We start from the raw sequence: 23,919 nt of genomic DNA on the forward strand, positions 1-23,919 counted from the left end.
AATAGGCTGATAATGAAATATAGTCTCGATGCTATCATTTCACTCCACTTGGTTCGCGCTTTATAATTCGATTTTTAGATTTGAATGATCATAGACTATGGGAATACTTTCCCCATTAACAGACACAGATACCGGGCATTGTAAACTTCTGATATAGGCTTTGACTTTGGTGGAGCCATCAATCCATAGCTGCATGCGTCTATTTTCTTCTTTCTGAATAATAAATAGTTTTGCCAGCGAGGAGAAATAAGAGGTAGTTCCTCTTTTTAATGAACTGCCATAACCAATAAAATACTCTTTAGCATCTGCCGGAGCGCTCTTTTCCGGATATGTAACTATAAACATATAAGCATCTGTAGACCAGCCATCGGCTTCAATCCATGAATTGCTATGCATTAATCGTCCGTCTGCTAACTGATTAATATAAATATCTGTAATCTTACCCTTATTGCGGATGCGTAAACCAATCCAGTTTTTACCTTCACGTTTCTCAATCTCAGGAAGCTCTTTTTCATCGGGAGTCTCTTTTAAAATAATAGCAGTCACACCTTTCATTCTATTGACTTCGTCAGGCAAGTGAAAAGAATAATAACTATCTTTACTTTTCAAATCTTCAGTCGGTACTTCTATTACTTCCCAATACAAATCGTCCGGATAATCATGCACAAAATTAGATCGTGCCAACGTGCGAGGATATAATGGACGGACTATTACTGAAGAATTTCCATTTGTAATGTTTAGATCTGTCCCTTTTTTCTCAGTTATTCCTCCCGGATGCCACAACCATTCAAAATGACCGGTTTCATAGGTTTTTAAATCATCAATGATATAGATGACGTTGTCTAGCCACAAAAAGTGACGGAAGTTGCGGCTAAACTGGTCCGAATAAGGACCTGTACCATTTGCCAACACATATTTTATATTTCCGGCATCCAACAGATAATGCAGATATCCTCTTAAGGTAGAACCATAATATTGCTGTTCTCGTCTTTGCCCTTTGCCATTGAATAATACGACATTATGTGCCTCGCTTTGAAAGAAGTAGTTGCGGTATTCGGGATTCGCATACCAACATCGTCCTCCATCTTTGATAATATCCTCTCCTTTATGAAAGACTATGAATGAATTGGCATCGGCATGAGAATGATTCCAGGTATATCCGGACTTGACGGCTAACATTGTGGCATCTTTCTCCCAAGAGTTGCGCATGGTTGCCCAACCGAAGTCTTTGAATAATTGTGATTTCTTTAGTTTAGGAACCTTGGGTGCTTTACTCAAATCGGGAGTATAGAGAAATCCTATCGGGCGGTCGATAAAATATCCATCACGGTGTTGCCCTTGCTCTATCTGATTCATATACCAAAGCATATCATCATTTTGAATCCCCATTGCATATAATAACATCAGACTACTTTCGGCAGCCGTGTTTTTATGACTGTCCCCGAAGTTTATATTATAAAGCATACCTGTACGTGGATAACAGATATGTACAAAAAAATCTGATAACTTCTCCAGTTGGGGTATCTCTATTGCTTTATCTTCCTTGTGAGTATTCATCCAAGCTAAGCGGAATAATAAAGCCTCTTGAATCCCGTAGTTTGCATAGTTCAGACATTCATACATTCCACCGGCCTCATCAAAGGTCTTTGGCTTTTGATGAAGCACATCTCCTGCAAACTCAAACCATTCGGGAAGGACTTCGTTGATAATCTTTACAGCATCTCTTGCTTCTTCCAATTCATTCTGTAAGCTTAGTGCAAGTAGACCACCCATACACGTACAAGAAGTCCACCAGTTGTGCCCCATTGAGTTTAGTGAATGAATACGTGTTGGCTCCAAGATCCAGTCACCTAATAGCGGGTCCATTGCCAGACGTTTTAATCCGTGAGCTATTTTTCTTCTTTCAGATTGAGAAAGTTCTTGATAGATGGCGTCATAAGCTATTGCTGCATAAAAAGCTTTATGTGCAATCTCAAGGTCGGCGTTCCAGGCTGGGGTACGAGCCATCATTTCTTGATTGCCCCAAGTTTCGTCCTCAGTGACATCCAGCAAAATCTCTTTTATTTTATCAGCATACTTCTTTTCATCCGTCATTAGAAATGAGAGTGCTAAATAGTCTATCTTATTCAATTGAGTTTTCTGCAATAGGTTATCGGCAGTTTTCCTGATTGAATTCCAAGCTTCAGACATTCGTGTATCCTGTCTGACACTTATTTTTGCCTGCTCAATTCGTTGAGGGGTATAAAGTAAGGCTGGATGCTTTATTTTTTCTGCATGGATAAAAAGTAAATATAAAGCTGCTGAAAGACATAAAAGAATTCGTTTCATATTACATTTTGCATAAATTGGTTCCTTATTTAAATGAAATACGAATGAAACGTCTATCTCGCTTAATCATTTGTGTTTTTTCGAAAATTATAATGTATACCCTTGTTGTATTGATGTTTAATCTCTATTTTTGTCTGGCAAATTAGGCTGGCTTATGAAAAATACAAAGCGTACAAGCATTATCACACTCGTTCTCCTGCTAAGCATTTTTAAGGTATACTCACAATATATGTTTCGGCATTGGGATGTGGTTGATGGGATGTCGGATAATCAAATACGATATTTTACAATGGCACCGGATGGTCGTATGGTCATTCGAACAGCTTCTATTTTAAACATCTACAATGGTGCTACATTCGAACATTTTTATCACGATAGGCGGAAAATCTATAAATGGGATTTCAACCGGAATCAAATATTTAAAGATTATCACGATGCTTACGGACGGATATGGATGAAATCTCCGGGATATTTGTTATTATTCGATTTGAATACCAATCAGTTTATTTATGATATTGATTCCGAATTACGCCGGATGGGAGTAAGTGGAAAATTGAAGAATTTGTTTATTGATGAGAGCAAGAACTATTGGTTTCTTACCGAAGATAATACATTCTATTTTTTTGATATATCCGCAGGAGAATTACAGATAATCGAAAAGGGGAACAGTGACTTTACATATCGGCACGGTATTCCGTACGAGTTAGCTCAATATAAGAATACTTATTATATCGTATATTCGAGCGGGCTGATTCGTCGTTGGGACAAAACCTTGCGAGATTACACCGGTCAGGATACTTTTTTTGTAGGACGTATCTCTGAAGCTACAGACCGGTTAAAAATACAATCTACCTCCGATGGGAATCTATGGCTGATGTATAATCAGGCTGTTTGCTATCGTGATAAAACTGATAAAGGTTGGCAAGAGATAAGCACCATTAAAGGTATGTCCAACTTCTTTACCTGTATGGATTTGGACAAGCAAGGAAACGCATGGGTCGGTTCTTCGTGGTCTGGATTGCGGAAAATTGAAAACTCTACACATAGAATTGAAACAATGCCCGGATTGAAATTAGGTGACGGCAGTGTGTTAAGTAATGACATACAGTGCATCTTTGCCGATAATAATGGCGGAATTTGGGTAGGCACTTTGTGGCAAGGGATCTGTTACTATAATCCGAGTATGTATAAGTTCAAGCTAATTCAGACTGTTCAGAATAAAACAATGATTACCAACGAATCGGTGCGTTGTTTGTTGGAAGACGAAGACGGAACGATACTCATTGGTACTACTGCATACGGATTGATGCGTTACTCTCCTTCTACGGGAGAAGTCAGCAGGGCATTCAAAGATATTCTGTCCGGTGATCTTTGTCTGACTCTTTATAGAGACAGTAAAAAGAGATTGTGGGTTGGAACGTATTTGAATGGATTTTGCTGCATAGATGGAAAAAATGTGAGATATTACAATAAACAATTAGTTAATACAGAGTTATTCCCGGAGCAGAATATCTCCCGAGCAGTTTATGAAGATCCGGATGGGCGTTACTGGGTCAGTGTCAGTAATGAAGGAGTAGGTGAGCTAGACACCTCAACGGGAAAAATACGATTGTTGCGGGATAAACATCCGAAGATTAGCTTTCATAAACGCGATTATGGTTTTTATCCTGTCAGCAATTCTACTTTTGCGGTGTTTGGGGAAAATGGTATTTACTACTATGATACTCATAAAGATAAAATCTTTGTTCCTGAAATAGACGATCCGGATAATCCTAAATTTATGGGGCCTCAGGTAAGCTATAATTGTGTGTACAAAGATAGCCATTCGCTAGAATGGTTTGGGACGGATATTGGAATTCGTGTATGGGACGAACAAAAGAAGAAAGCTCATACGATAACTACAGAGACCGGATTGGCTAACAATTCTATATCGTCAATCATTGAGGATGATAGCGGTATTTATTGGGTATCAACGGTAAGTGGTATCTCACGAATTGAATTAAAAGAGACTTCTGAAGGATATGATTTTCTCATAGTCAACTTCAGTTCAGAAGACGGATTGCAGGGAGGAAAGTTCTATGAGAATTCATCGTTAAAAACCCGTGATGGAGAACTGTATTTTGGCGGTCATCATGGCATTAATTCGTTTCAACCTCAAAAGATTTATTATAATCATGTCCACAATAAACCTATATTCACTGCATTCCGTCTGTTCAATTCTCCTGTTAAGGAACACACAGAATATAAAGGGCGTGTTATTCTTGAATATCCGATAAATAATACTCGTGAGATTCATTTGAAGTATAATGAGAACTTTGTTACTTTCGAATTTGCCGGGCTTAACTATGTGAATACTTTGCAAACCTACTATAGGTATAAACTCGAGAATTTTGATCCGGACTGGAATGAAATAAAGACCAATGGTCTGGGAGTGGCTACCTATACCGGTTTACATCCGGGGAAATATAAATTAGTGGTATACACAGCCAATAATGACAGAAGTTGGGGAGAACAGGCCGCAGAAATGACTATTGTCGTTTCTCCGCCTTTTTGGGCAACTGTTCCTGCTTACATATTTTACATATTGATTGCAGGTGGAGTCATCTATTTGTTTTTAAAAGCTTATAGGAAGAAAAAACTTAAAAAGCAGTTCGAACAAGAGGCATTGAAACGTGAACAGCAGAAAGAAGAGCTTAATCAGATGAAGTTCCGCTTTTTCACCAATATCAGTCACGAATTCCGTACTCCGCTTACTTTGATAATGACGCCTTTAGGTATCCTTATTCAACAAGCGGAGAATCCAATGAAGGACAAATTGAAGTCAATCTATAACCATGCCGGTAATTTGTTGGAGTTGATTAATCAACTGCTTGATTTTCGGAAACTGGAGATGGGAGGTGAAAGTCTGAAATTACATCAGGCTGACATCGTAGAGTTTGTGCGGTACATTGGTTCAGGGTTTAAAGAACTGGCGACAAATCGATCTATAAAGTTTTCGATAGAGAGTGAATGTCCTGGCATGAATATCTGGTTTGATGATACGAAAATGCAACGGATTCTGAATAATATTTATTCCAATGCATTTAAATTCACTCCTGATGGAGGGCTTATCTCAACGATTGTAGCGACGGAGAAAAAAGATGAAAAGATATTCGTAAGAATCGAAATATCCGATACAGGATGTGGAATCAGTGAAAAAGACTTGAATGTGATATTTGACCGCTTTTATCAGTCGGAGCCAATTCCTGGTGTGACAGGTTCCGGTATTGGTTTGCATATGGTCAAAGAATATGTCTCTTTGCATAACGGAAAGATAGAAGTGCATAGCAAAATAGGAGTAGGAACAACATTTTTGATATATATTCCATCCGACTTGAAAGGAGACGACAGTGAATCCAAAGTTCCGGCTATGTCTCCCGATGTGGAAGAAAAGGTGGTATATTCGGACAGGAAAACTATTTTGATAGTGGAAGACAATGTAGAATTCCGTCGTTTTTTGGTGGAACAATTGATAGGTCAATTTAATATTCTGGAGGCTGGAGACGGAGCCGAAGGCGAAGAAGTTGCCATACATAAGTCGCCGGACCTGATAATATCCGATATGATGATGCCGAAAGTGGATGGTCTGGAAATGTGTGTCCGGATTAAAAACAATATTCAGACCTCACATATCCCGATTATCTTGCTCACGGCACGTATTTCAGACGAAGCTCGGATAGAAAGTTATAAAGCTGGTGCTGATTCTTATATATCGAAACCTTTCAATTATGACATATTACTGACGCGTATTAATATGCTTTTAGAACAGCAGGAAAAGCGTAAGGAAATATTTCATAAAGAAATAGAAATCTCTCCTCAGAATATCACTATTACTTCTTTAGATGAAGAATTTGTGGAGAAAGCCTTACGGTTGGTGGAAGAGAATATGGAAAATCCGGAGTTCTCGGTTAATAACTTGTGTGATGACTTGGGGATGAGTCGTAGTCAGCTATATCGTAAATTTGAGTCCATTACAGGATTGACACCGAATGATTTTATTCGTTCTGTCCGATTGAAACGAGCTGCCCAGTTGCTTCGGGGCAGTTCATATAATATTTCGGAGATTTCGGACAGGGTCGGATTCAATTCCATTAAATATTTCAATAAATACTTTAAAGAAGAGTTCGGATTCACTCCGACGCAATATCGTTCGAATGGTAGTGGAGAGACTAAATAAAAAGTCTCTCCATTCCCATTTATATACTGAAAATGCCCTAAAAAGGGTATAATGAGACAAACTAACCTAATAATCGGGACAAATTATCTCAATGGTGTCGATTGGATTCGTCTATTTTTGCAGTGTGATTAAAAATAACTATGAACTGCAAAATGATGGAACCATGAAGAATATTCTATCTAAAAGAACATTTATTGTATTACCACTATTTCTTTTTTCACTTCATCCGCTTTGGGGACAGAAAAGTAACTTTAAAAATGACATTTGTATTCCGGGCAAACTGTATATGCTTTCGGATATAAGGAATGATGTTTTTGTCGAAGCACTAATTAAAAGATGGAGACCTTACAATGACTTTGTGAGATTTTCGGGTGACTGTGTTTATTCGAGAAAACTGAATCGTGTAGCTTCTGTCGATACTCCTGTGGATGGATCGAATATGAAAATCGAATTGGTCAATTCGGATGAGTTTGAAATAATAAAAGAAAAAGCAATTTCTATATGCGTAGGGAAAAAAGGAATAGGAACTCAGGAAGTTACTGTTCAGATACTGGGGGACAGTTTTGTCAACGGAGCTTTTTTCAGGGACGCGTTGCTGTCGAAGAATTATATTCCCGGTATAAAACTGGTCGGACTAAGGAATATAAAGAATGAAGAAGGACAATATGATGAAGGGCGGGGTGGATGGACAGTGAAGAAATACTTCGAGATTCCTAAAGGAGAGATGACATCATATCATGGATATATGCAACCTGTGGGTGAATATAGATATTGGGGGAGTTGTGAGTTTTGGAAAAACTGTTATAAGGTGATTAATGGTGAACTGACAGATACTGAAATAGTCTATAACTGTGGGAGATACGATCAATGCATAACTAAATTCGATAAGGAGACAGGTTATTTGGCAGCTCCGAAGAAAAACGATTTAATGTATGATAATGCACGTGGAAGCTACATGGTTTATACAGGAAAGAAGTGGAAGAATGTTGAGGTTGATGAGAGAAAATGGGCTTTCAATTATAGAAAATATCTGGATATGTGGAATCTTGATGCACCTAAGTTCTTTGCACAGATGTTGGGGCTCAATGATTATCGCGACAGTTTGACGGCCGATTATCGGGAATGGAATAAAAAGATTGCCGAGATGAAAGAGTCATATTACAAAGCTGTGCCCGATGGTAAATTTATAATTCTGATCCCGTGTACAACCTGTGGTTCGCTCAACAATATCAGAGGAGATTTTACGTTACGGCAGAATGCATCCATGTGGCAACTGCGAAAAAATATCATTGATACATTTGATGGTAGGGAAAGTGAAGGATACTATGTCGTTGACATAGGCATTACCATTGATAATGAAAAAGGGTACAACCGGAATCGTGACGGAATACAGACCGGAAATCCCCATCCATATCCTAATTATCCGACAATGGGAATTCCTCTTGCTGCCTTTATTCAATATTATAGAGAACTTTAAAATAACAATGATGGCTAATACTTTTGATGATATCATAACTTGCTCTTATAAAGAGTATCACCAGATAATTCTCAATTACATAACCTATCGCATCACTCATCGTTGTGAGGCAGAAGATTTGGCTCAAGATGTATTTGTACGTTTATTGGATTATAAACAAATGCTTCGTCCGGATACTGTAAAGTATTTCTTGTTTACCATTGCCCGTAACATCGTAACCGATTATTTACGCAGATACTACAAAAAACAAGAAGTGAATAATTATATCTATGATATGATCCCTTCTTTTACTAATGAAACAGAAGAGAAGATTATTGCCGATGACTTGTGTAAGACAGAACAACGGATACTTGCTGCCTTTCCTGTACAACGGCGTACGGTGTATGCGTTGAGCCGTTATGAAGAAAAAGATACGGAAGAGATAGCCAATATGTTGAATCTTAGTCAGCGTACGGTAGATTATCATTTATTTTTAGGACGTCGTGACATGCGCCGATATATGAAGAATTGCATTTAATATGAACTGAATCAATAAATAGAAGTGAAGCCAATGAAGAAAAAGAGCAGAAAAAGTAAAATGACGGGATGTCTGCACATCTTGCCGAGTCTTGAGAATAAAAATAATAATGTAAAAACCTCAGATTTAATTTCATGAAACTCCGAAAGAAAATGCTATGTATGGTAAAGCAGGTGAAGAAGATAACAATCTTTGCTTGTTTGGTGTGTGTGGTGTATCCCGTTGCTGGGATACAAGCGGCTGTCGGTGAACAGCAGTCGGTAGCACAAACCCTGAAGAAAATTAAAGGAAAAGTGATTGACGTGTTAGGTGAGCCGCTTATCGGCGTCAATGTGAGTGTAGTCGGACAAACGGGTGGTACGATTACCGACATTGATGGTAACTATTCGCTAGATGTTCCTGCGGGTGCTAAATTGAAATTTAGTTATATCGGTTACGAAGACCAAATAATTGATGCAGGTGTAAAAGCGGTACTAAATGTGACAATGAAGGAGAGTACTGAAGTGCTCGAAGAAGTGGTAGTTGTAGGATATGGCGCACAGAAGAAAGAAACACTAACAGGTGCGGTGACCGTAGTTAGTGACAAGATGTTAAAGGATAAGGGAGCTCTCTCTAATCCTGCACAGGCTTTGCAAGGACAAGTGCCGGGAGTCATTATAACCCGTAACTCGGCTGCTCCGGGAGATGAGAGCTGGAATATGAAATTACGCGGTTCATTCTCGAAGAATAATTCAGCTCCGTTGGTGATTATTGATGGTGTGGAGTCTGACGATTTTTCCCAATTAAATCCGGGTGATATAGAGTCCATCAATTTCCTTAAAGACGCTTCTGCAGCTATCTATGGTAGTAAAGCTGCCGGAGGTGTTGTTCTGGTACAGACTAAAAAGGCCAAAGAAGGTAAGGTAAAGGTGGAATATAGTGGTTCGGTAACTGCTAAATTCGTAGGGTTGCAGCCTACACTGATGACATTGGATGAGTGGTGTGATGCTATGGAACAAGCTCGTTTGAATGATAACAAAAAGCTGGCAGACGATCAATGGCTGCAATACGTAGCTTTGGCTCGTCAGAATAAGGGACATTATATTAATGTGGAGCAGTCGGGTAATCCTTTCCCGGATTCTTTCCAAGGTTTATACGACTTCGTCTTTTTTGATACCGATTGGCAAGATATCATGTGGGGGACAGCAGCTTCCACTTCACATGAACTGAGCGTATCGGGTGGTAACGAAAGGTCTGTCTTCCGTCTTTCCGGACGATATATGTATGATGATAGTAATTTGAAATGGGGTAACAATAAGAATCAACGTTATAATTTTCGTTTGAGTAATACATTCCATCTTACAAAGAACTTTGATCTTGAGTCTATCATTTTCTATTATCGTCAGGATCAAGTGTCACCGACGCAAATTGGAGAAGCTTTGACAGCCGGAACGCAACAACCGGGTTTTCCTTCTTCCACGATGGATGGGAAACCTTATGCGTGGGGTAACTGGGCTACGCCCAACTGGCGTTGTGAATTGGGAGGAGACAACAAACTCAACACTTCCGGTATCAATATCAGTGAGACATTTAAATATCGTTTTGACGAGCATTTTGATGCAGTAGCCACTTTGGGGTATAACACCTCTACTGCCATTCGGGACGTGAAAAACCAAACAGTAGATTATTATGACTACACTGGTACAAAACGGGAAACGCGTGTGGAACCCAGGCAAGAGGATACTTATTATATTAAAACAACTGCACGAACCAATCTGTATACGTTAAATTTCTATTTGAACTGGAAGCGGACATTCGGTAGTCATAACCTCGGAATGATGCTTGGTACGCAATATAGCATGAAAGAATATGATTATACTGCAACTAAGGCTTTGAATATTTTACCTTCACTGAATATTATCAACGGAATAGGAGAGATAACATTACGCAACACAAAGAATGAAGGACCTTCCAGATATCAGGAAGCATTGCTTTCTTATTTTGCACGTTTGAACTATAACTATAAATCCAAATACTTGCTTGAAGGAAATTTCCGTTATGACGGTTCTTCTAAATTTCAGCCGGAGAATCGTTGGGCTTTCTTTGGAGGTGTATCCGGAGGATGGCGTATCAGTGAAGAAGAGTTTGTGAAAGGGCTGGGTGTTTTCGATGATTTGAAACTACGTCTTTCTTATGGTACAGTGGGTAATCAGGGAGGTATTGATCGATACGATGGTGTGCAGCTATACGATTTCAAACAGAATGGAGGTGCATTAGTGGGGAGTGGTTTACTTTCCTATGTGGATACAAACGGTAAGCTGTTGAGTACAGACCGTACATGGGAAGTCATCAAGAACTACAATATCGGTTTGGATTTCGGTTTCCTGGATAATCGACTGACAGGTACTGCCGAACTTTTTTGGAAGAAGTGTAACAATATGTTGATTGATGTCACCTATCCTGGAACATTGGGGGATAAAGCTCCTACCGCTAATAGAGGTAGTTTTAAGGCAAACGGTTGGGAAGGCACGATTAACTGGTCGGATAAAATAGGAGAAATTTCCTATCATCTGGGGGGGACTTTCACCTATACCACTAACAAATTGGTAGATAATGGGGGTGACGCTGTGATTAAATCCGGTGTAGTTTCAAATCGTGAAGGCTATCCGTTGAATTCCGTGTTCGGTTTGAAATATTGCGGTAAGATACAAACGCAAGATCAGTTGGATAAATATATTAATCAATATGCCAATGGCAATAACAATATTGCTATGCCTGGTAACTTGCGTTTGGGAGATAATATGTATGAAGATGTCAATAAAGATGGTAAATTGACAGAAGCTGACTATGTATATTTGGGAACTGACGATCCGAAGGTGTCTTTCTCTTTTAATGCCGGATTATCGTGGAAAGGCTTCGATGTCTCGGTTATTTTCCAAGGAGCCGGTAAACGCACAGTATGGCGTGGTGGCGAAAATAATCAAAAGGGAAAGAATGACAATTGGCGGATACCGATGATGTCTTGGTATAATAATTCAACGAATCAGTCGGTTGGTAATGTATGGTCGGCAGAAACGCCGAACGCCCATTATCCCACTTACACACATCAGACACAGATCAATCTGTATAACTATATTTGTTCTTCCTGGTCAGTGGAAGATGGTGCTTATCTTCGTCTGAAGAATGTTACGTTAGGCTACACGTTTCCGGCAAATGTGCTTTCGAAGACTAAATTCATAAGCTATGCCCGTATTTATGTATCGGGAGCTGATTTGTGGGAGAATAGTAAAATCAAGGATGGATGGGATCCGGAAGCGTCGCGCAAAGTAGAGACATTTGGCCGCTATCCTTTTACGAGAAACCTGACGGTAGGATTAAACTTGACCTTTTAAATATTAAATAGTATGAGATTAAATAAAATAAAAAATCTGTTTGTCGTTTTAACCTTGGGACTGTCCACACACTCTTGCCTTGATCTCGAGCCGCAAGAACAGTTGGCGGAAACGAACTACTGGAACACACCGGATGACTATATGCTATTTGCCAATCAATTCTATGGCTGGACACGTCACTTTTCAGGAGCAATGGAATATAAGTCGACAAAACCGGTACATTCTGATTATACTTCAGATCTGTTTACCAATAAAGATGAACGTAATTTATTTAGCAATGGAAGCAATGCTGTACAGCCTGCGGATGCTAACTATACCAGCAATTACTCGCACATCCGCCGTACGAATCTGTTATTGAAAAATGCAGAGTCATATGCCACTCCGAGTGACATAGCCCAGTATGTGGGTGAAGCAAAATTCTTTCGTGCTTATTCTTATTTCGATTTATTGCAACTATATGGCAATGCTATTTTGGTGAAGGAACCTATGGAGGTAACTGATGCGCGAATGTATGTCAAGCAGAATGATCGTAGTGAAGTGGCTGATTTCATCATTAAAGATTTGAAAGAAGCCGTTCCTCTGTTACCGAAGTTCTCCGAAATACAAGAGTATGGGCGCATAAGTCGGGAAGGATGTCAGGCATTCTTGTCACGAGTGGCGTTGTACGAAGGTACCTGGCAAAAAAGTCGTGGTAACGTAGAACGTGGAAAAGAACTGCTGGATATTGCGGCGAAAGCTGCCAAAGACGTGATCGATAGCAAAACATTCAGTTTGTTCAAACCGGAAGCATTGGGTGACAGTGCACAGAAATATATGTTCATCTTGGAGGATGCGAAGTCTAATCCTGCCGGATTACAGAAAAGTGCTAATAAAGAATATATATTTGCTCGGCGCTTTGATGAAATATTGGCACCTATCAACTGGAATATTACACAAAGTTCATTATATAATGCAATATGGATTAGTCGTAAATTCGCCAATATGTATCTTTGTCAAAATGGACTTCCCATCACTTATGGAGGAAAAACAAACCCTCAATTCAAAGGGTATATGAAAATAGATGATGAATTTCAGGATCGTGACAATCGTATGCGTTATACAATGATGCGTCCTCACGATAACTTTTGGAACAATCAGAAACCACGTACTTCTTGGGATGGAAAGGATAAGAACCCATATATATCTAATTTTGTGCCGAAGACGGGGACCGGATATCACAATCAGAAATGGGCAACAGAGCGTAAGGTGGAAGATAAAAAAGAAGGTTATGATTTTCCTATAATCCGTTATGCTGAAGTTTTGTTGAATTATGCAGAGGCAGTGTATGAACGGGACGACAAGATCTCGAATACTGACCTGAATATTTCCTTGAATTTGGTGCGTCTCCGTGTTAATCCGGCTATGACTCCATTGACTAATGAACTGATTACCCAAAATGCGGGTATGGATATGCGGACAGAAATCCGCCGTGAGCGTACCATTGAACTATTCAATGAAGGCTTCCGCTTAGATGACCTGAAACGTTGGAAGACAGCAGAAACAGAAATGCCGATGGATATTGTAGGAATTCAGTGGAAAGGTACGGAGTATGAAAAAGTGTGGGCGAATTGTCCTTATGAGACCAATGCTGAAGGTTGTATCATTATTGAAAAGGGGCGTAAATGGGAAGAAAAGAACTATCTGTTCCCGTTGCCGAGTGACCAGTTGCAGTTGAATCCTAATTTGCAACAGAATCCCGGATGGGAATAATAATAAAAACAAATAATTGTAAGTGACATGAAAAACAGATATTCATTGTTTAAGAAAGGATATTGGGAGGCTGGTGTATTACTTGGCTTATGTCTGTTAATAGCTTCCTGCGGAGAGAAGGAATTTACTACTGACATGCCCGAGAACAAGTTGATTACAGCTATTTCATTGGAAGTGAGTAGTGAACTGCCTGTACAGTTGGGAACAGATACAACTATTGTCTATCATATTACTCCCGAAAATGCGGATCATACAGAGTTGAAGTGGACGACTACTAACGAATTGGTAGCTACAGTATCACAAGATGGAACGATTTCTGCTAAATCGTTGGGAAAAACGATGATTACCGTAACTCCATCGGTAGGATTTGGAACAGCATCCACTGTACGGACTATCGAGGTAACAGTGATTCCGGAAGTAATCAAGACTACCGGGATTCAGTTTACAAACATTGAGGAAGGAGTTTACGAAACTGATAAATTACAGTTGAAATATGATATATTGCCTGCTGACCATACTTATTCTTATTTGACTTGGGCAAGTAGCGATGAAAATATTGCGACGGTAGATAAGAATGGAGTAGTGACGGGGATAAAAGCCGGAGATGTGACTATCTATGCATATACGCACGATGGCAGTAATGTAAGAGGAGAATATTCATTGAAAGTGATGAAATATGAACCTGCGACGAATGTTGAGATTGTTCCTCATACGGATGTTCTCTACTGGAAACAGCAACTTGATTTAGACTTTACACTAACACCGGAAGTAGCTACTGTAAGTTCTGTGGAATGGACATCAAGCGATGAGAAGGTATTGACTGTGGAAGGAGGAAAAGTGAAAGCCATGGGCTTCGGAGCAGCCACTGTTACTGCCACTTGTATAGAGACTGGCAATAAATCGACTATCGACTTGACTGTAGCCTCAGGTTTTTATGTATGGGATGCCACAACAGACTTTGAGGGATGGGCTATCAATAGTAATATTGGCTCTATGGAGCGTAAAGACGGAAAACTGGTTATGACCGTGACTGCTGATAATAATAAGCGCGTGTATATGCAAAGAGTCTATAGTACGGTAGCTAATCAGATGGATATGAATTTTAAAGATTATCCGGTGATTGCCATGAAATGCACAGATATACCATCGGGTGCACAATATACTCTTAATCTTGCTAACTTGGGAAATACCATAAATATCGCACCGGCTATGAAAGTTGAGAAATTGTCAGATGGTACACAACTGGTTTATTATGACGCATCTTCCTTAGCACAGTTTACCAATACAGAAGGGGTCGTTCCGATTAGAGCCTTTATGTTCAAGATATTAAAAGTCGATATTCCTTCATTCTCGGCAGACTGGATACGTACATTTAAGAGTGTAGAAGAAATGATGACGTTTTCAGAGGTTGAGGCTGGGAAATAATATGGACTTATATTCACCTTATAGTTAAATGATTATGAAGATAGATTATATAAAGAATCAGATAAAGGTAGCAGGCATGGTGATTGCCTGCACCTCACTATGCTCGTGTAACAGTGAAATAGAAGATGGGACGACAGATATAGATAGTTGGCCGCTGCCTCGCATAGAAGTGACCTATCCTACGGAATTTGAACACCCGGGAGTTGTTTTTACTGTAGAAGACATCGAGCGTTTTCGTAAGATTGCTACCCAACAGATACAACCACAATATGCGGCTTATGAATTATTGAGTGCGGATAAACTCTCTCAAAGTACATATATAATGAATGGTCCTTATGATGAAATTTATGCCGGTGAAGATGCTTCTCATCCGAACATAATGAATCAATTTGGAAACGATTTCGCGGCAGCTTGTCAGAATGCCATTATGTTTGCTACTACACAACAAAAAGGCTATGCTGATAAGTCAATGGAGATCATACGTGGTTATTCCGTTAGCCTTAAAAAGCCGGTCTATAGTGCGAGACAAGCTGGTTTGGATCATGTGCTGATGGTGGGTAACTTATGCATAAAACTAGTTTATGCTGTTGAACTTATGCGATATCTTGATGGCTCCGGGATGACGAATGAGGACTTTCAGGGAGCATGTGATATGTTTAAGCGGTGTTTTATTCCCGTATTAGATGATTTCTTCTCTATCACAGAGCCTAAGAATAAGGCAGTCGGTAACTTTGGCGCATCTGCCATTAACTGTTACATGGCCATGGCGATTGTATTGGATGATATGGAAATGTATAAGAAAGCTATAGATATTTATCTTTACGGATATGAAAATGGTTCTATACGTTATTATATAGATGGAGAAACTGGACAATGTCAGGAAAGTGGTCGTGACCAAACACATGCACAGTTGGGATTAGGTATGATGTCCATGCTTTGTGAGACGGCCTGGAAACAAGGTACTGATCTCTACGGTGTGTTAGACAACCGCTTGCTGAAAGGCTATGAATATACAGCTAAATATAATTTAGGGTATGATGTGCCATTCAAGTATATGCCGGAACTCACCGGGAAGTATAATTGGTATGAAATAGACGAAGTAGACAAGAAAGAGGTAGCCAGTGGTCAGAGACCTGAATCAAGACGTGGTAAATTTGCTCCTGTCTATGAGCGGGTGTACAATCATTATGCGACACGTTTAGGATTGGGAATGCCTTATGTGAAAGAAGTCTTAGAAACAAAGGTTCGTCCTGAAAACGCCGGTACTGATATTGCTCATTTGGGGTATGGGACTTTTCTGTATTGTAGCGAAGGTTTTGAATAGTAGTTTATGAAAAGACTGTTTTTTATATTCATTTCTTTCTGCATGGCGGCGGCTCTGTCCGCCCAATTGCAGGAAAGAATGGTTAAAGTGAATGTTGTACCTGATCATGTCGATTGGAAGTACGAACTGGGTGAGAAGGTGAAATTCAACGTTGTGGTGACAAAGAATCGTGTACCTCAAGAAAATGTGACTGTATGGTATGAAGTTGCTCAGGATATGATGCATCCATTACTCAAAGATACCATTGTCTTGGAAAATGGTGTGCTGACATTGGATGCCGGAACCATGAAAACTCCTGGCTTTTTGCGTTGTCGTGTCTGGACAAAATATGACGGTAGAACTGTTGAAGGACGGGCTACGGCTGCCTTTGAACCTGAGAAGATAAAACCGACAGCTGTTTTGCCAAACGATTTCAATACTTTCTGGGAAAGTGCCAAACAGGAGAATGTTCGAATTCCTATGAATGTGAAATTGCGTTTACTGCCCGAACGTTGTACCGAGAAGGTGAATGTTTATGAATGGAATGTACAGAACTACCGTTTGAACAGCCGGGTATATGGTATTCTTTGTGTGCCGGTAAAGCCCGGAAAGTATCCTGCTTTATTGCGGGTACCGGGAGCGGGAGTACGGGGATATGCCGGTGCGATTGTAGAAGCGGAAAAAGGTATGATTACGTTGGAGATTGGCATCCATGGTATTCCGGTAACATTAGAACCGTCCGTTTATGCTAGTTTGAGCCAGGGAGGACTTTATCGATATCAATATCAGAATTGGGACAATCGTGATGAAGTTTATTATAAACGCGTCTATATGGGATGTGTACGTGCGGTAGATTATCTTTGTTCTATGAAAGAATTTGATGGCAGCAACCTCTTGGTGCAGGGAGGTAGTCAGGGAGGTGCGTTGGCCATCGTCACGGCGGTTCTTAATCCGCGTGTGACAGGAGTCGTTAGCTTCTTTCCGGCACTTAGCGATTTGAGCGGCTATGAGAAAGGACGGGCAGGTGGATGGCCGCATTTATTCAGAGATTCCACCGATGCTGTCGAAATCAGAAAGAAGAAATTGGAAGTATCTTCTTATTATGATGTGGCTAATTTCGCAAAGCAGCTGAAAGTCCCGGTCTTCTTCTATTTAGGATATAACGACATGGTATGTCCTCCTACTTCCACATTTTCTGTATATAACGTAATTACTTCCCCTAAAGAGATTGTGATAATGGAGGAAGCCGAGCACTATGCTTATCCGGAACATTGGTCACAGGCTTTGCAATGGATTTATTCTAAACAGGGAATGTGAGAGGGGCTCTTATGATTCGTATGTTACTACTCATATAAGATTTGTACCTGTTTTATTGTCATACTGTCAGGATTATGCGCAAGTAGATGAATATCAACGTTCTATCACCTGACAATAACCATTGATAATAGGCTGATAATAAAATATCCAGACTTTTATTGTCAGCCTTACTTTTATCTCTTATGATAGCTTTATTACCTGATAAACAGTACCTTTATAAGTATGCTTCGAAGGAATACCGCATTTTTGCAGCAATCTCCCGAAGTGATATACTTTGTTATCAGACAATGACATACCGCTTTTCTTTTTCAGATAATTCAGTATTTCGACCGGAGTAAGAAATTCTCCTTCCTCTTTCGTTTGCGCAGCTTTAAAATACTGATAAAACAATTGCAGCATAGCCGGTGTTTGCTCAAACTCACGGTTATTTTCAGTCATAATCTGCTCATCTTCACTGTCAAACCAGTATCGTTCACCATGATAAATCTCGTGCATGGCTTGTGCGTAAAGCTGTTCATAGTCTATCGGCTGTGTAGTGTCGATGTTTCCTGTCACTTCAATGCAGATGAAACGACGGCTTCCCGAAGGATCAGTCAGCAAATCTTTCTGATTGCTTGTACCGATAAATGAGGCATATCGTTGTAATTCAAGTACCGAGCGACCATGCGGTTTCCGAAGATTGACCACGGGCTTTTGGAGAATATGTTTCAGAAATCCCTGTTGTGGCAGGGTAATCTGGTCAAACTCATCGATGTTGATGAGCGCAAATCGATTCAGATACAGTTCTGCGTCCCGTTTTTGGCTGAAATCAATACTGTCTGTATAGTAAGCGCGAAGTGCAGGTGGAATCATTTCACGGCAGAAAGTTGACTTATGAGTTCCTTGTGCCCCCACTAATATGGGCGATGTATTATTCGCATGCATTTTATCTACCCCTCTCCAATGTGAAACCATATTCAGGAACCAACGGTGGAAAAGCAATTCCCAATGCGGATTCTTGCAAGGAACCCTGTTTGCCAAAGCATGAATACGGTCTTTGCCGTCCCAATGAGGCAGATGAAACAGAAACTCTTCCAACGGATTGTAGATCGGCACACGGTTGGAATGTAAGTATCGGTCTATATCCCTATCCCATACGCCAATACCTTCGGATTGTGCGTCGAGCATGATGCTGTTTTGTGCCCGTTTGTCAATGGGATGAAAGTAAAACTGAAACGAGAAACGCTCCCGATATTCCACTTCCCCGATCTGCGTATTATAACGGAACTCATAACGACGGTTCATAAATTCATCCATTTGCAGGCTAAGACGTTGCTCTTTAGTCAGGCAGCTGCTTTTGGGCACTCCCTTACATTCCTTATATACGTTTCTTATCATTTCGCGTACCAGCATCGGATTTTTTCTTTTGTAATAACGCGTGATGGTTCGTCGGGTTATCTCCTCTTCCGGGATGCCGGAGTAGTAACAATTTTCGGCAAGCGGGACTACTAATGTTTGCAAATCATGATCGTTTCGATGCCAGTCCGTTTCCATTTCTTCGAATGTTTTCCGCAATGCCGCTTCATAAAGCAATGCTACCGTATCTTCCGTGTCATACCCCGGCAGTGCTCGATTCAGCGGAGATGCTTCAGTGCTCGATTTCTCATGATAAGTCATCTCGCCGGGCATACCGATGGGCTGTGAAAGATAGAAAGGTACGGGAGCGGGACGATAAATCAAGTCCGGATCATAACTAAGACGTGAGAATTGTTCCAGTTTCGGCTCTTTTAATAGAATGTTGAAGGGAAGTTGAGGCTGATAACATTTAATGGCAAGCCGGTAAGCATGTGCCTGAAACACTTCGGCTTCTTCCGTTGTTTGCGGTAAAGTGCCGTCCGGACGGGTGAAGCAAGTCCATATCTTGACGCTTTTACCACTTGCTCCCATAAAAGCCAGCATTGTTTGGGGAAGTTCGGCAGCCTTTTGCTTCACGATTTCCACTTCTGTCTTTCCGGCTAGCGGACCGATGGTCAGTTCTACAATGCCATTGTAGGTTTTCATTCGCTTCACTCCGTTCACTCGCCCGAAGGCTGCTGCGGGAATCACTCGTGGTAGTTTGCTGGCGAGGGAACAAGGCTCATCGGGTAGAACAAAATGCAGGGCCTGACGTAATCCGGTTACCGGGCGGAGCTTGGTTTCTTTTTTCATTTTTTCTATCAGCAGGTCGATGTCTGTTACGCTTAGTGCCTCCGTATCTCCGTTTTCCCTGATTTGTGTAATCTTCATTTTTCTTCTCTTGATATTTAATGAGAGTAAGTGTTTGTTATTGGTTTCAAAGGTACGGATAAGGTATCTGTAAAGCAAACTATTTGCGCTTTATCGCGATAAAGAATGTGCTTTCTTGTTATACTCTATTCAAGAAGGCGGACTTGAAACATTAACAAGCAAGTAAAGATATGCTCGCCACTGTGTATTGTTGCATAAAGACACCGTTATTCTTACGTTAACTTACCGGTATTGGTAGTTCGCCACGGCCGTGACGAGATCTTCCCACGGCCGTGGTAGGAATTCGTCACGGCTGTGGAAAGAAGTAACCACGGCCGTGGGAAGGTAAAGATACCGGTACTTTAGCTGAACAATACTGCTGCTTTAGCCGAACAATACTGCTGCTTTAGCCGAACAATGCTGCTGCTTTAACGGAACAATACTGTTACTTTAGCAGAACAATACCTGCTTCTTTAGTGAAAGATACCGGATGTGCAGTACTCATTTAACTACTCATTTAACGGGGCGACATTCGCTTCGTAGCGAGTTTATATTTCTTATAGACTCTTTGCTAATATTGAACTTCCTCTCTTTCAATACAAAACTTACTGTATTTATTTCCGTATTTCCACTTTGTTTCGAAAAAAAAGCATATCTTTGTCATACGCTTTCTGTTCACCAGCGTGATGAAACAGGTAAGAAGCGTTTTTTATTTATAAATAGGAATATTATTGCATTATCCCTCGTATTTGAAATCTAGCAAGTTTCTGTCCGTAGAGGGGGGGGCAACAGATATTCCACGTGAACGGCCGTATGTCAACATATCGATGAAAGATGTGTTATATATACACAATTAGCGTGGATGTCTGTTGTTATCATTATCTTTCGGACGGGTTTGCTAGGCCTCAAATACGGATAATGATTCAACAGCATTCACGCTTTTTTTGTATCCGGTTGGTTTCATAACCCTTAAAAATCCCCAACCCCAATCTCCTGTCCGCCCGGAATACAAAAAGCGCGAATGTTTGTTGAATCAACATCAACAGAGCACTATTTATTCCTTGTTGTATAACAAATTAAAAACAAACACTATGTCACAATGGATTAGCATAGAAGCGGCAGCCGAGAAATACCGACTCGAAAAAGAGTATATCTGGCTCTGGGTGGAAATGAAAAAAATCACAGTGTCTTATGAGAACGATACAGTTTCCATAGATGATGATAGTATCCAGCAATTCATAAAACGGACTAAGCTGGGAATTACGTCTGAATATATCGATGAGTTAGAGCAACTTTGCATGGAAAAAAACAAAACCAGCAGATTGTATGCTTCACTCTTGAATATGCGGGATCAGGAATTAATGGCAATTAGAGGACAAAGTTCGCGACTGGACGGTTTATGGAAAATGGTGGAGGAACAATACGAAAGACTGCGATCCTTCGAGAAGAATTCTATGTCGGACAATGCTATTTGTAGCAACTGCTGGATCAGAAAGATATGCAGGAGATTGAAACGAATTCTATAATTCTGCTGTGAATTTATCTATTAAATAACAGGCTGACAATAAAAGTACGATCTTTTTATTGTCAGCCTATTGTCATAGCTTATTGTCAGGGGGCAATGAGTTGCTAGTCACCGTATTATCCAGCCAAAACTCCTGCTGACAATAAGAACCCTCCAATTTATATGTAAACCTAAAACCTATGAAACTTTTCTGTTATTAATTACACGCATGGCCGCAGTATAGTATTCGCAAGGAACAGAAATCAAAATACTGTTTAAACCATTGTCTTTCGTTGACACTTGAATATAAGCTGCATTCAACAAACTCTTTACGCTGGCTACCTCCCAAGGACTACCAGCAAAAACTTTGACTTGAGAAATCTTTCTACTTGTAATCATGATCTTTATAGTGTGTTTTTGTTTTTACTGCGACAAAGATAAGAGAGAAAAGCAACATAGAGGTGCAATATTGTTTCATATATAGTATACAAATGATTCATTGAATCAGGATTTGTATTAATTGACCAGTTTTTTGCGTTAATAAGAGTTGTTTTCCCTCACATCATTCATTTTTTATTTTGCGTATTTGTTATTGTTTCTACAAGGCTATTGATATAAACCTCTATATTATCATAGGCAGTACTTAGATTTCTTCCGTTTGCATCATATTTGTTTGGGTTCAATCCGTTGGCGGTTTCCCATTCGTCAGGCATGCCGTCATTGTCAGAATCAGTAATTTGTGTCAATGATTTTAATGTTGGCCATGCGCTCCAGTCGCTACCAGCTCCGGAAGGCTTTAGGTCTTTCTGACTATCGATAAGTCCGCCCTTAGGATAATTCTGACTTTTCCAATGGATGATACCTTTGTCGCAATGTTCACAAGGACCGTTCGGGCAGGGGGCATCTCCTAATCCGTTGTGTTCGTTCTTTCCGATGAATTGTGCCGTTCCTGTGCGTGTCTCTTCAACGATACGAGTATCTATATCATCTCGTTTGAGACTGCAACCCGCATATTTCAACACCAGTTCGTAAGCTTTTTGTGCTGTGTGGGTAGTTACCGCATTTACTTCTACCGGAGTATCCCGTTTCAGTTCATCGAGAGAGTGACCGGTGTTGTTACGGATACCAGTCCAGTTGTCTTTGTTCACTTTTGCGGCTGCTGCTTCTGTCAGTTGGTTTCCTGCCTCGAAGTAATTCCGGCTGATATGATACTGTCCCAATACCACTTTGATCGGTGCAAAATCTCCATCAGAAGAGCTGATGTCGATAGCCATCACACGGTTGGCCACTTTGGCATCCGTAGCGGGTCCGGGTTTGTAGTAGTTGTCCACAATGTTAATACCCATTGCTGCGCCGCCATAACATCCGTTACCGCTCCAGTTATAAATAACATTATTACGCATATCAGTACGTTCCTGACCTTGATATTTTACTCCGGAACCGAAACGTGGTGTGCGACTGTCATGGTGTGCCATCAGATTATGATGATAAGAAGCGTTGACTCCTCCCCAAATACCGCCATATCCATGAGGGCCTTTGGTATGTCCCGATAAGCGGAGACTTTCTGAAATAATACACCATTGCATAGTAAAGTTAGTATTATCATAGAATGAAGCACATTCGTCAGTGCTCCAACTGATGGAACAATGGTCAATCATGATATTGTTTTTCTGGCGTCCTCCCAAAGCATCTGCACCGTCGGAAGCCGAAGAGCCCAGCAAATCCGTATCTCCCATTCGGAAACGCAGGTATCGTAGAATTACATTATCGGTCGATACATTTACTGGAAAGTGAGCCAGGCAGATACCGTCTCCGGGAGCTGTCTGGCCGGCTATCGTGACATCACCGTTCCGAATGTCCAGTGTTGATTTTAGATAAATGGTGCCGGATATACAGAAGACAATTATACGAGGCTCCTTTTGTTCGATGGCATACCGGAGGGTACCCGGTGCTTTGGAGTCTTCCAGGGATCTGACAATATATACCTTTCCACCTCTTCCTCCTGTAGTGTTCATTCCTCCTCCTTCAGCTCCGGGAAAGGCATATGCTGTTTCTTCTACTGGTGGAGATACGGAGGGAGAATCCGGTGGAGTCTCCTGTTCTTTATTATCTTCATTGACTGAAGATGTGGAACAGGAGGAGAACGATTCTACTTGTGTGGCAAACAGTAGTGCCACGAAAATGAATTTTACCTTGTTGTTTTTCATATCTTACCTGATTTTTTATAAAATGTGATGATAGTGATACTGATACAAATGTAAGTGGATAGAATTTGATAGACAACTGGTTGCATAGATAGTGCACCAGATTGCACAAAAAGTCCGCAACTTTTGAATGATATTAAAAAAGTCCACGCAAACAAACAAATAGTGAGAAAGTATTCATGTTGTTCCGTATACTTTTGTAACGTGAAATAGTAACTGCTCAAGGCAGGACGACCAAATAATAATGGAATAAGAATCTATCAT

The 23,919-nt window shown here is 40.4% G+C and carries 13 protein-coding genes; 9 read left to right on the forward strand and 4 right to left on the reverse strand.

The window, feature by feature from the left end; translation table 11 throughout:
• Nucleotides 1–60 precede the first annotated feature (60 nt).
• Entirely contained in the window at nt 61–2,328 is a 2,268-nt protein-coding gene (locus HMPREF9010_RS09940; protein ID WP_008649641.1) for a heparinase II/III-family protein, read from the reverse strand.
• Between the two features lie 154 nt (nt 2,329–2,482).
• Here HMPREF9010_RS09940 and HMPREF9010_RS09935 point away from each other — a divergent pair, with 154 nt between their 5' ends.
• The 8 genes from HMPREF9010_RS09935 to HMPREF9010_RS09900 all read left to right on the forward strand — a co-directional run bounded on the left by HMPREF9010_RS09935 (nt 2,483) and on the right by HMPREF9010_RS09900 (nt 17,703).
• Nucleotides 2,483–6,544 (forward strand): two-component regulator propeller domain-containing protein, encoded by a 4,062-nt coding sequence (locus tag HMPREF9010_RS09935; RefSeq protein ID WP_008649642.1) that lies wholly within the window; start codon nt 2,483–2,485, stop codon nt 6,542–6,544.
• 163 nt (nt 6,545–6,707) lie between these two features.
• Complete coding sequence (locus HMPREF9010_RS09930) at nt 6,708–8,021, forward strand: hypothetical protein (protein WP_229065791.1); 1,314 nt, start codon at nt 6,708–6,710, stop codon at nt 8,019–8,021.
• Between the two features lies 1 nt (nt 8,022).
• Entirely contained in the window at nt 8,023–8,538 is a 516-nt protein-coding gene (locus tag HMPREF9010_RS09925; RefSeq protein ID WP_369746308.1) for a sigma-70 family RNA polymerase sigma factor, read from the forward strand.
• A 134-nt stretch (nt 8,539–8,672) separates the two neighbouring features.
• Nucleotides 8,673–11,909, forward strand: coding sequence for a SusC/RagA family TonB-linked outer membrane protein (locus HMPREF9010_RS09920; RefSeq protein WP_004299801.1), 3,237 nt, complete (start codon nt 8,673–8,675; stop codon nt 11,907–11,909).
• 12 nt (nt 11,910–11,921) lie between these two features.
• On the forward strand, nt 11,922–13,658 hold the full coding sequence (locus tag HMPREF9010_RS09915) for a RagB/SusD family nutrient uptake outer membrane protein (protein ID WP_004324609.1): 1,737 nt from the start codon (nt 11,922–11,924) through the stop codon (nt 13,656–13,658).
• Nucleotides 13,659–13,685: 27 nt separating this feature from the next.
• Nucleotides 13,686–15,083, forward strand: coding sequence for an Ig-like domain-containing protein (locus tag HMPREF9010_RS09910; RefSeq protein WP_008649651.1), 1,398 nt, complete (start codon nt 13,686–13,688; stop codon nt 15,081–15,083).
• 34 nt (nt 15,084–15,117) lie between these two features.
• Nucleotides 15,118–16,407, forward strand: coding sequence for an alginate lyase family protein (locus tag HMPREF9010_RS09905; protein WP_032852781.1), 1,290 nt, complete (start codon nt 15,118–15,120; stop codon nt 16,405–16,407).
• Between the two features lie 42 nt (nt 16,408–16,449).
• Nucleotides 16,450–17,703, forward strand: a complete 1,254-nt coding sequence (locus HMPREF9010_RS09900) for an acetylxylan esterase (RefSeq protein ID WP_004299805.1) — start codon at nt 16,450–16,452, stop codon at nt 17,701–17,703.
• Between the two features lie 180 nt (nt 17,704–17,883).
• Here HMPREF9010_RS09900 and HMPREF9010_RS09895 read toward each other — a convergent pair whose 3' ends face one another.
• Entirely contained in the window at nt 17,884–19,968 is a 2,085-nt protein-coding gene (locus HMPREF9010_RS09895; protein ID WP_008649654.1) for a BT4734/BF3469 family protein, read from the reverse strand.
• A 1,070-nt stretch (nt 19,969–21,038) separates the two neighbouring features.
• Here HMPREF9010_RS09895 and HMPREF9010_RS0124530 point away from each other — a divergent pair.
• The gene (locus tag HMPREF9010_RS0124530) at nt 21,039–21,473 is read left to right on the forward strand and encodes a hypothetical protein (RefSeq protein ID WP_004305010.1); all 435 of its coding nucleotides are present in this window, start codon (nt 21,039–21,041) and stop codon (nt 21,471–21,473) included.
• Nucleotides 21,474–21,649: 176 nt separating this feature from the next.
• Here the strand turns inward: HMPREF9010_RS0124530 and HMPREF9010_RS09890 are convergent, their stop codons facing one another.
• Together HMPREF9010_RS09890 and HMPREF9010_RS09885 are read right to left on the reverse strand one after the other, a co-directional pair.
• The gene (locus HMPREF9010_RS09890; protein ID WP_004299812.1) at nt 21,650–21,850 is read right to left on the reverse strand and encodes a DUF2007-related protein; all 201 of its coding nucleotides are present in this window, start codon (nt 21,848–21,850) and stop codon (nt 21,650–21,652) included.
• 167 nt (nt 21,851–22,017) lie between these two features.
• Nucleotides 22,018–23,658 carry a pectate lyase gene (locus HMPREF9010_RS09885; protein ID WP_008649659.1) on the reverse strand — a complete coding sequence of 547 codons (1,641 nt, stop codon included), beginning with the start codon at nt 23,656–23,658 and terminating at the stop codon, nt 22,018–22,020.
• Nucleotides 23,659–23,919: the final 261 nt, after the last annotated feature.

This window comes from Bacteroides sp. 3_1_23, assembly GCF_000162555.1.
GTDB lineage: Bacteria > Bacteroidota > Bacteroidia > Bacteroidales > Bacteroidaceae > Bacteroides > Bacteroides ovatus.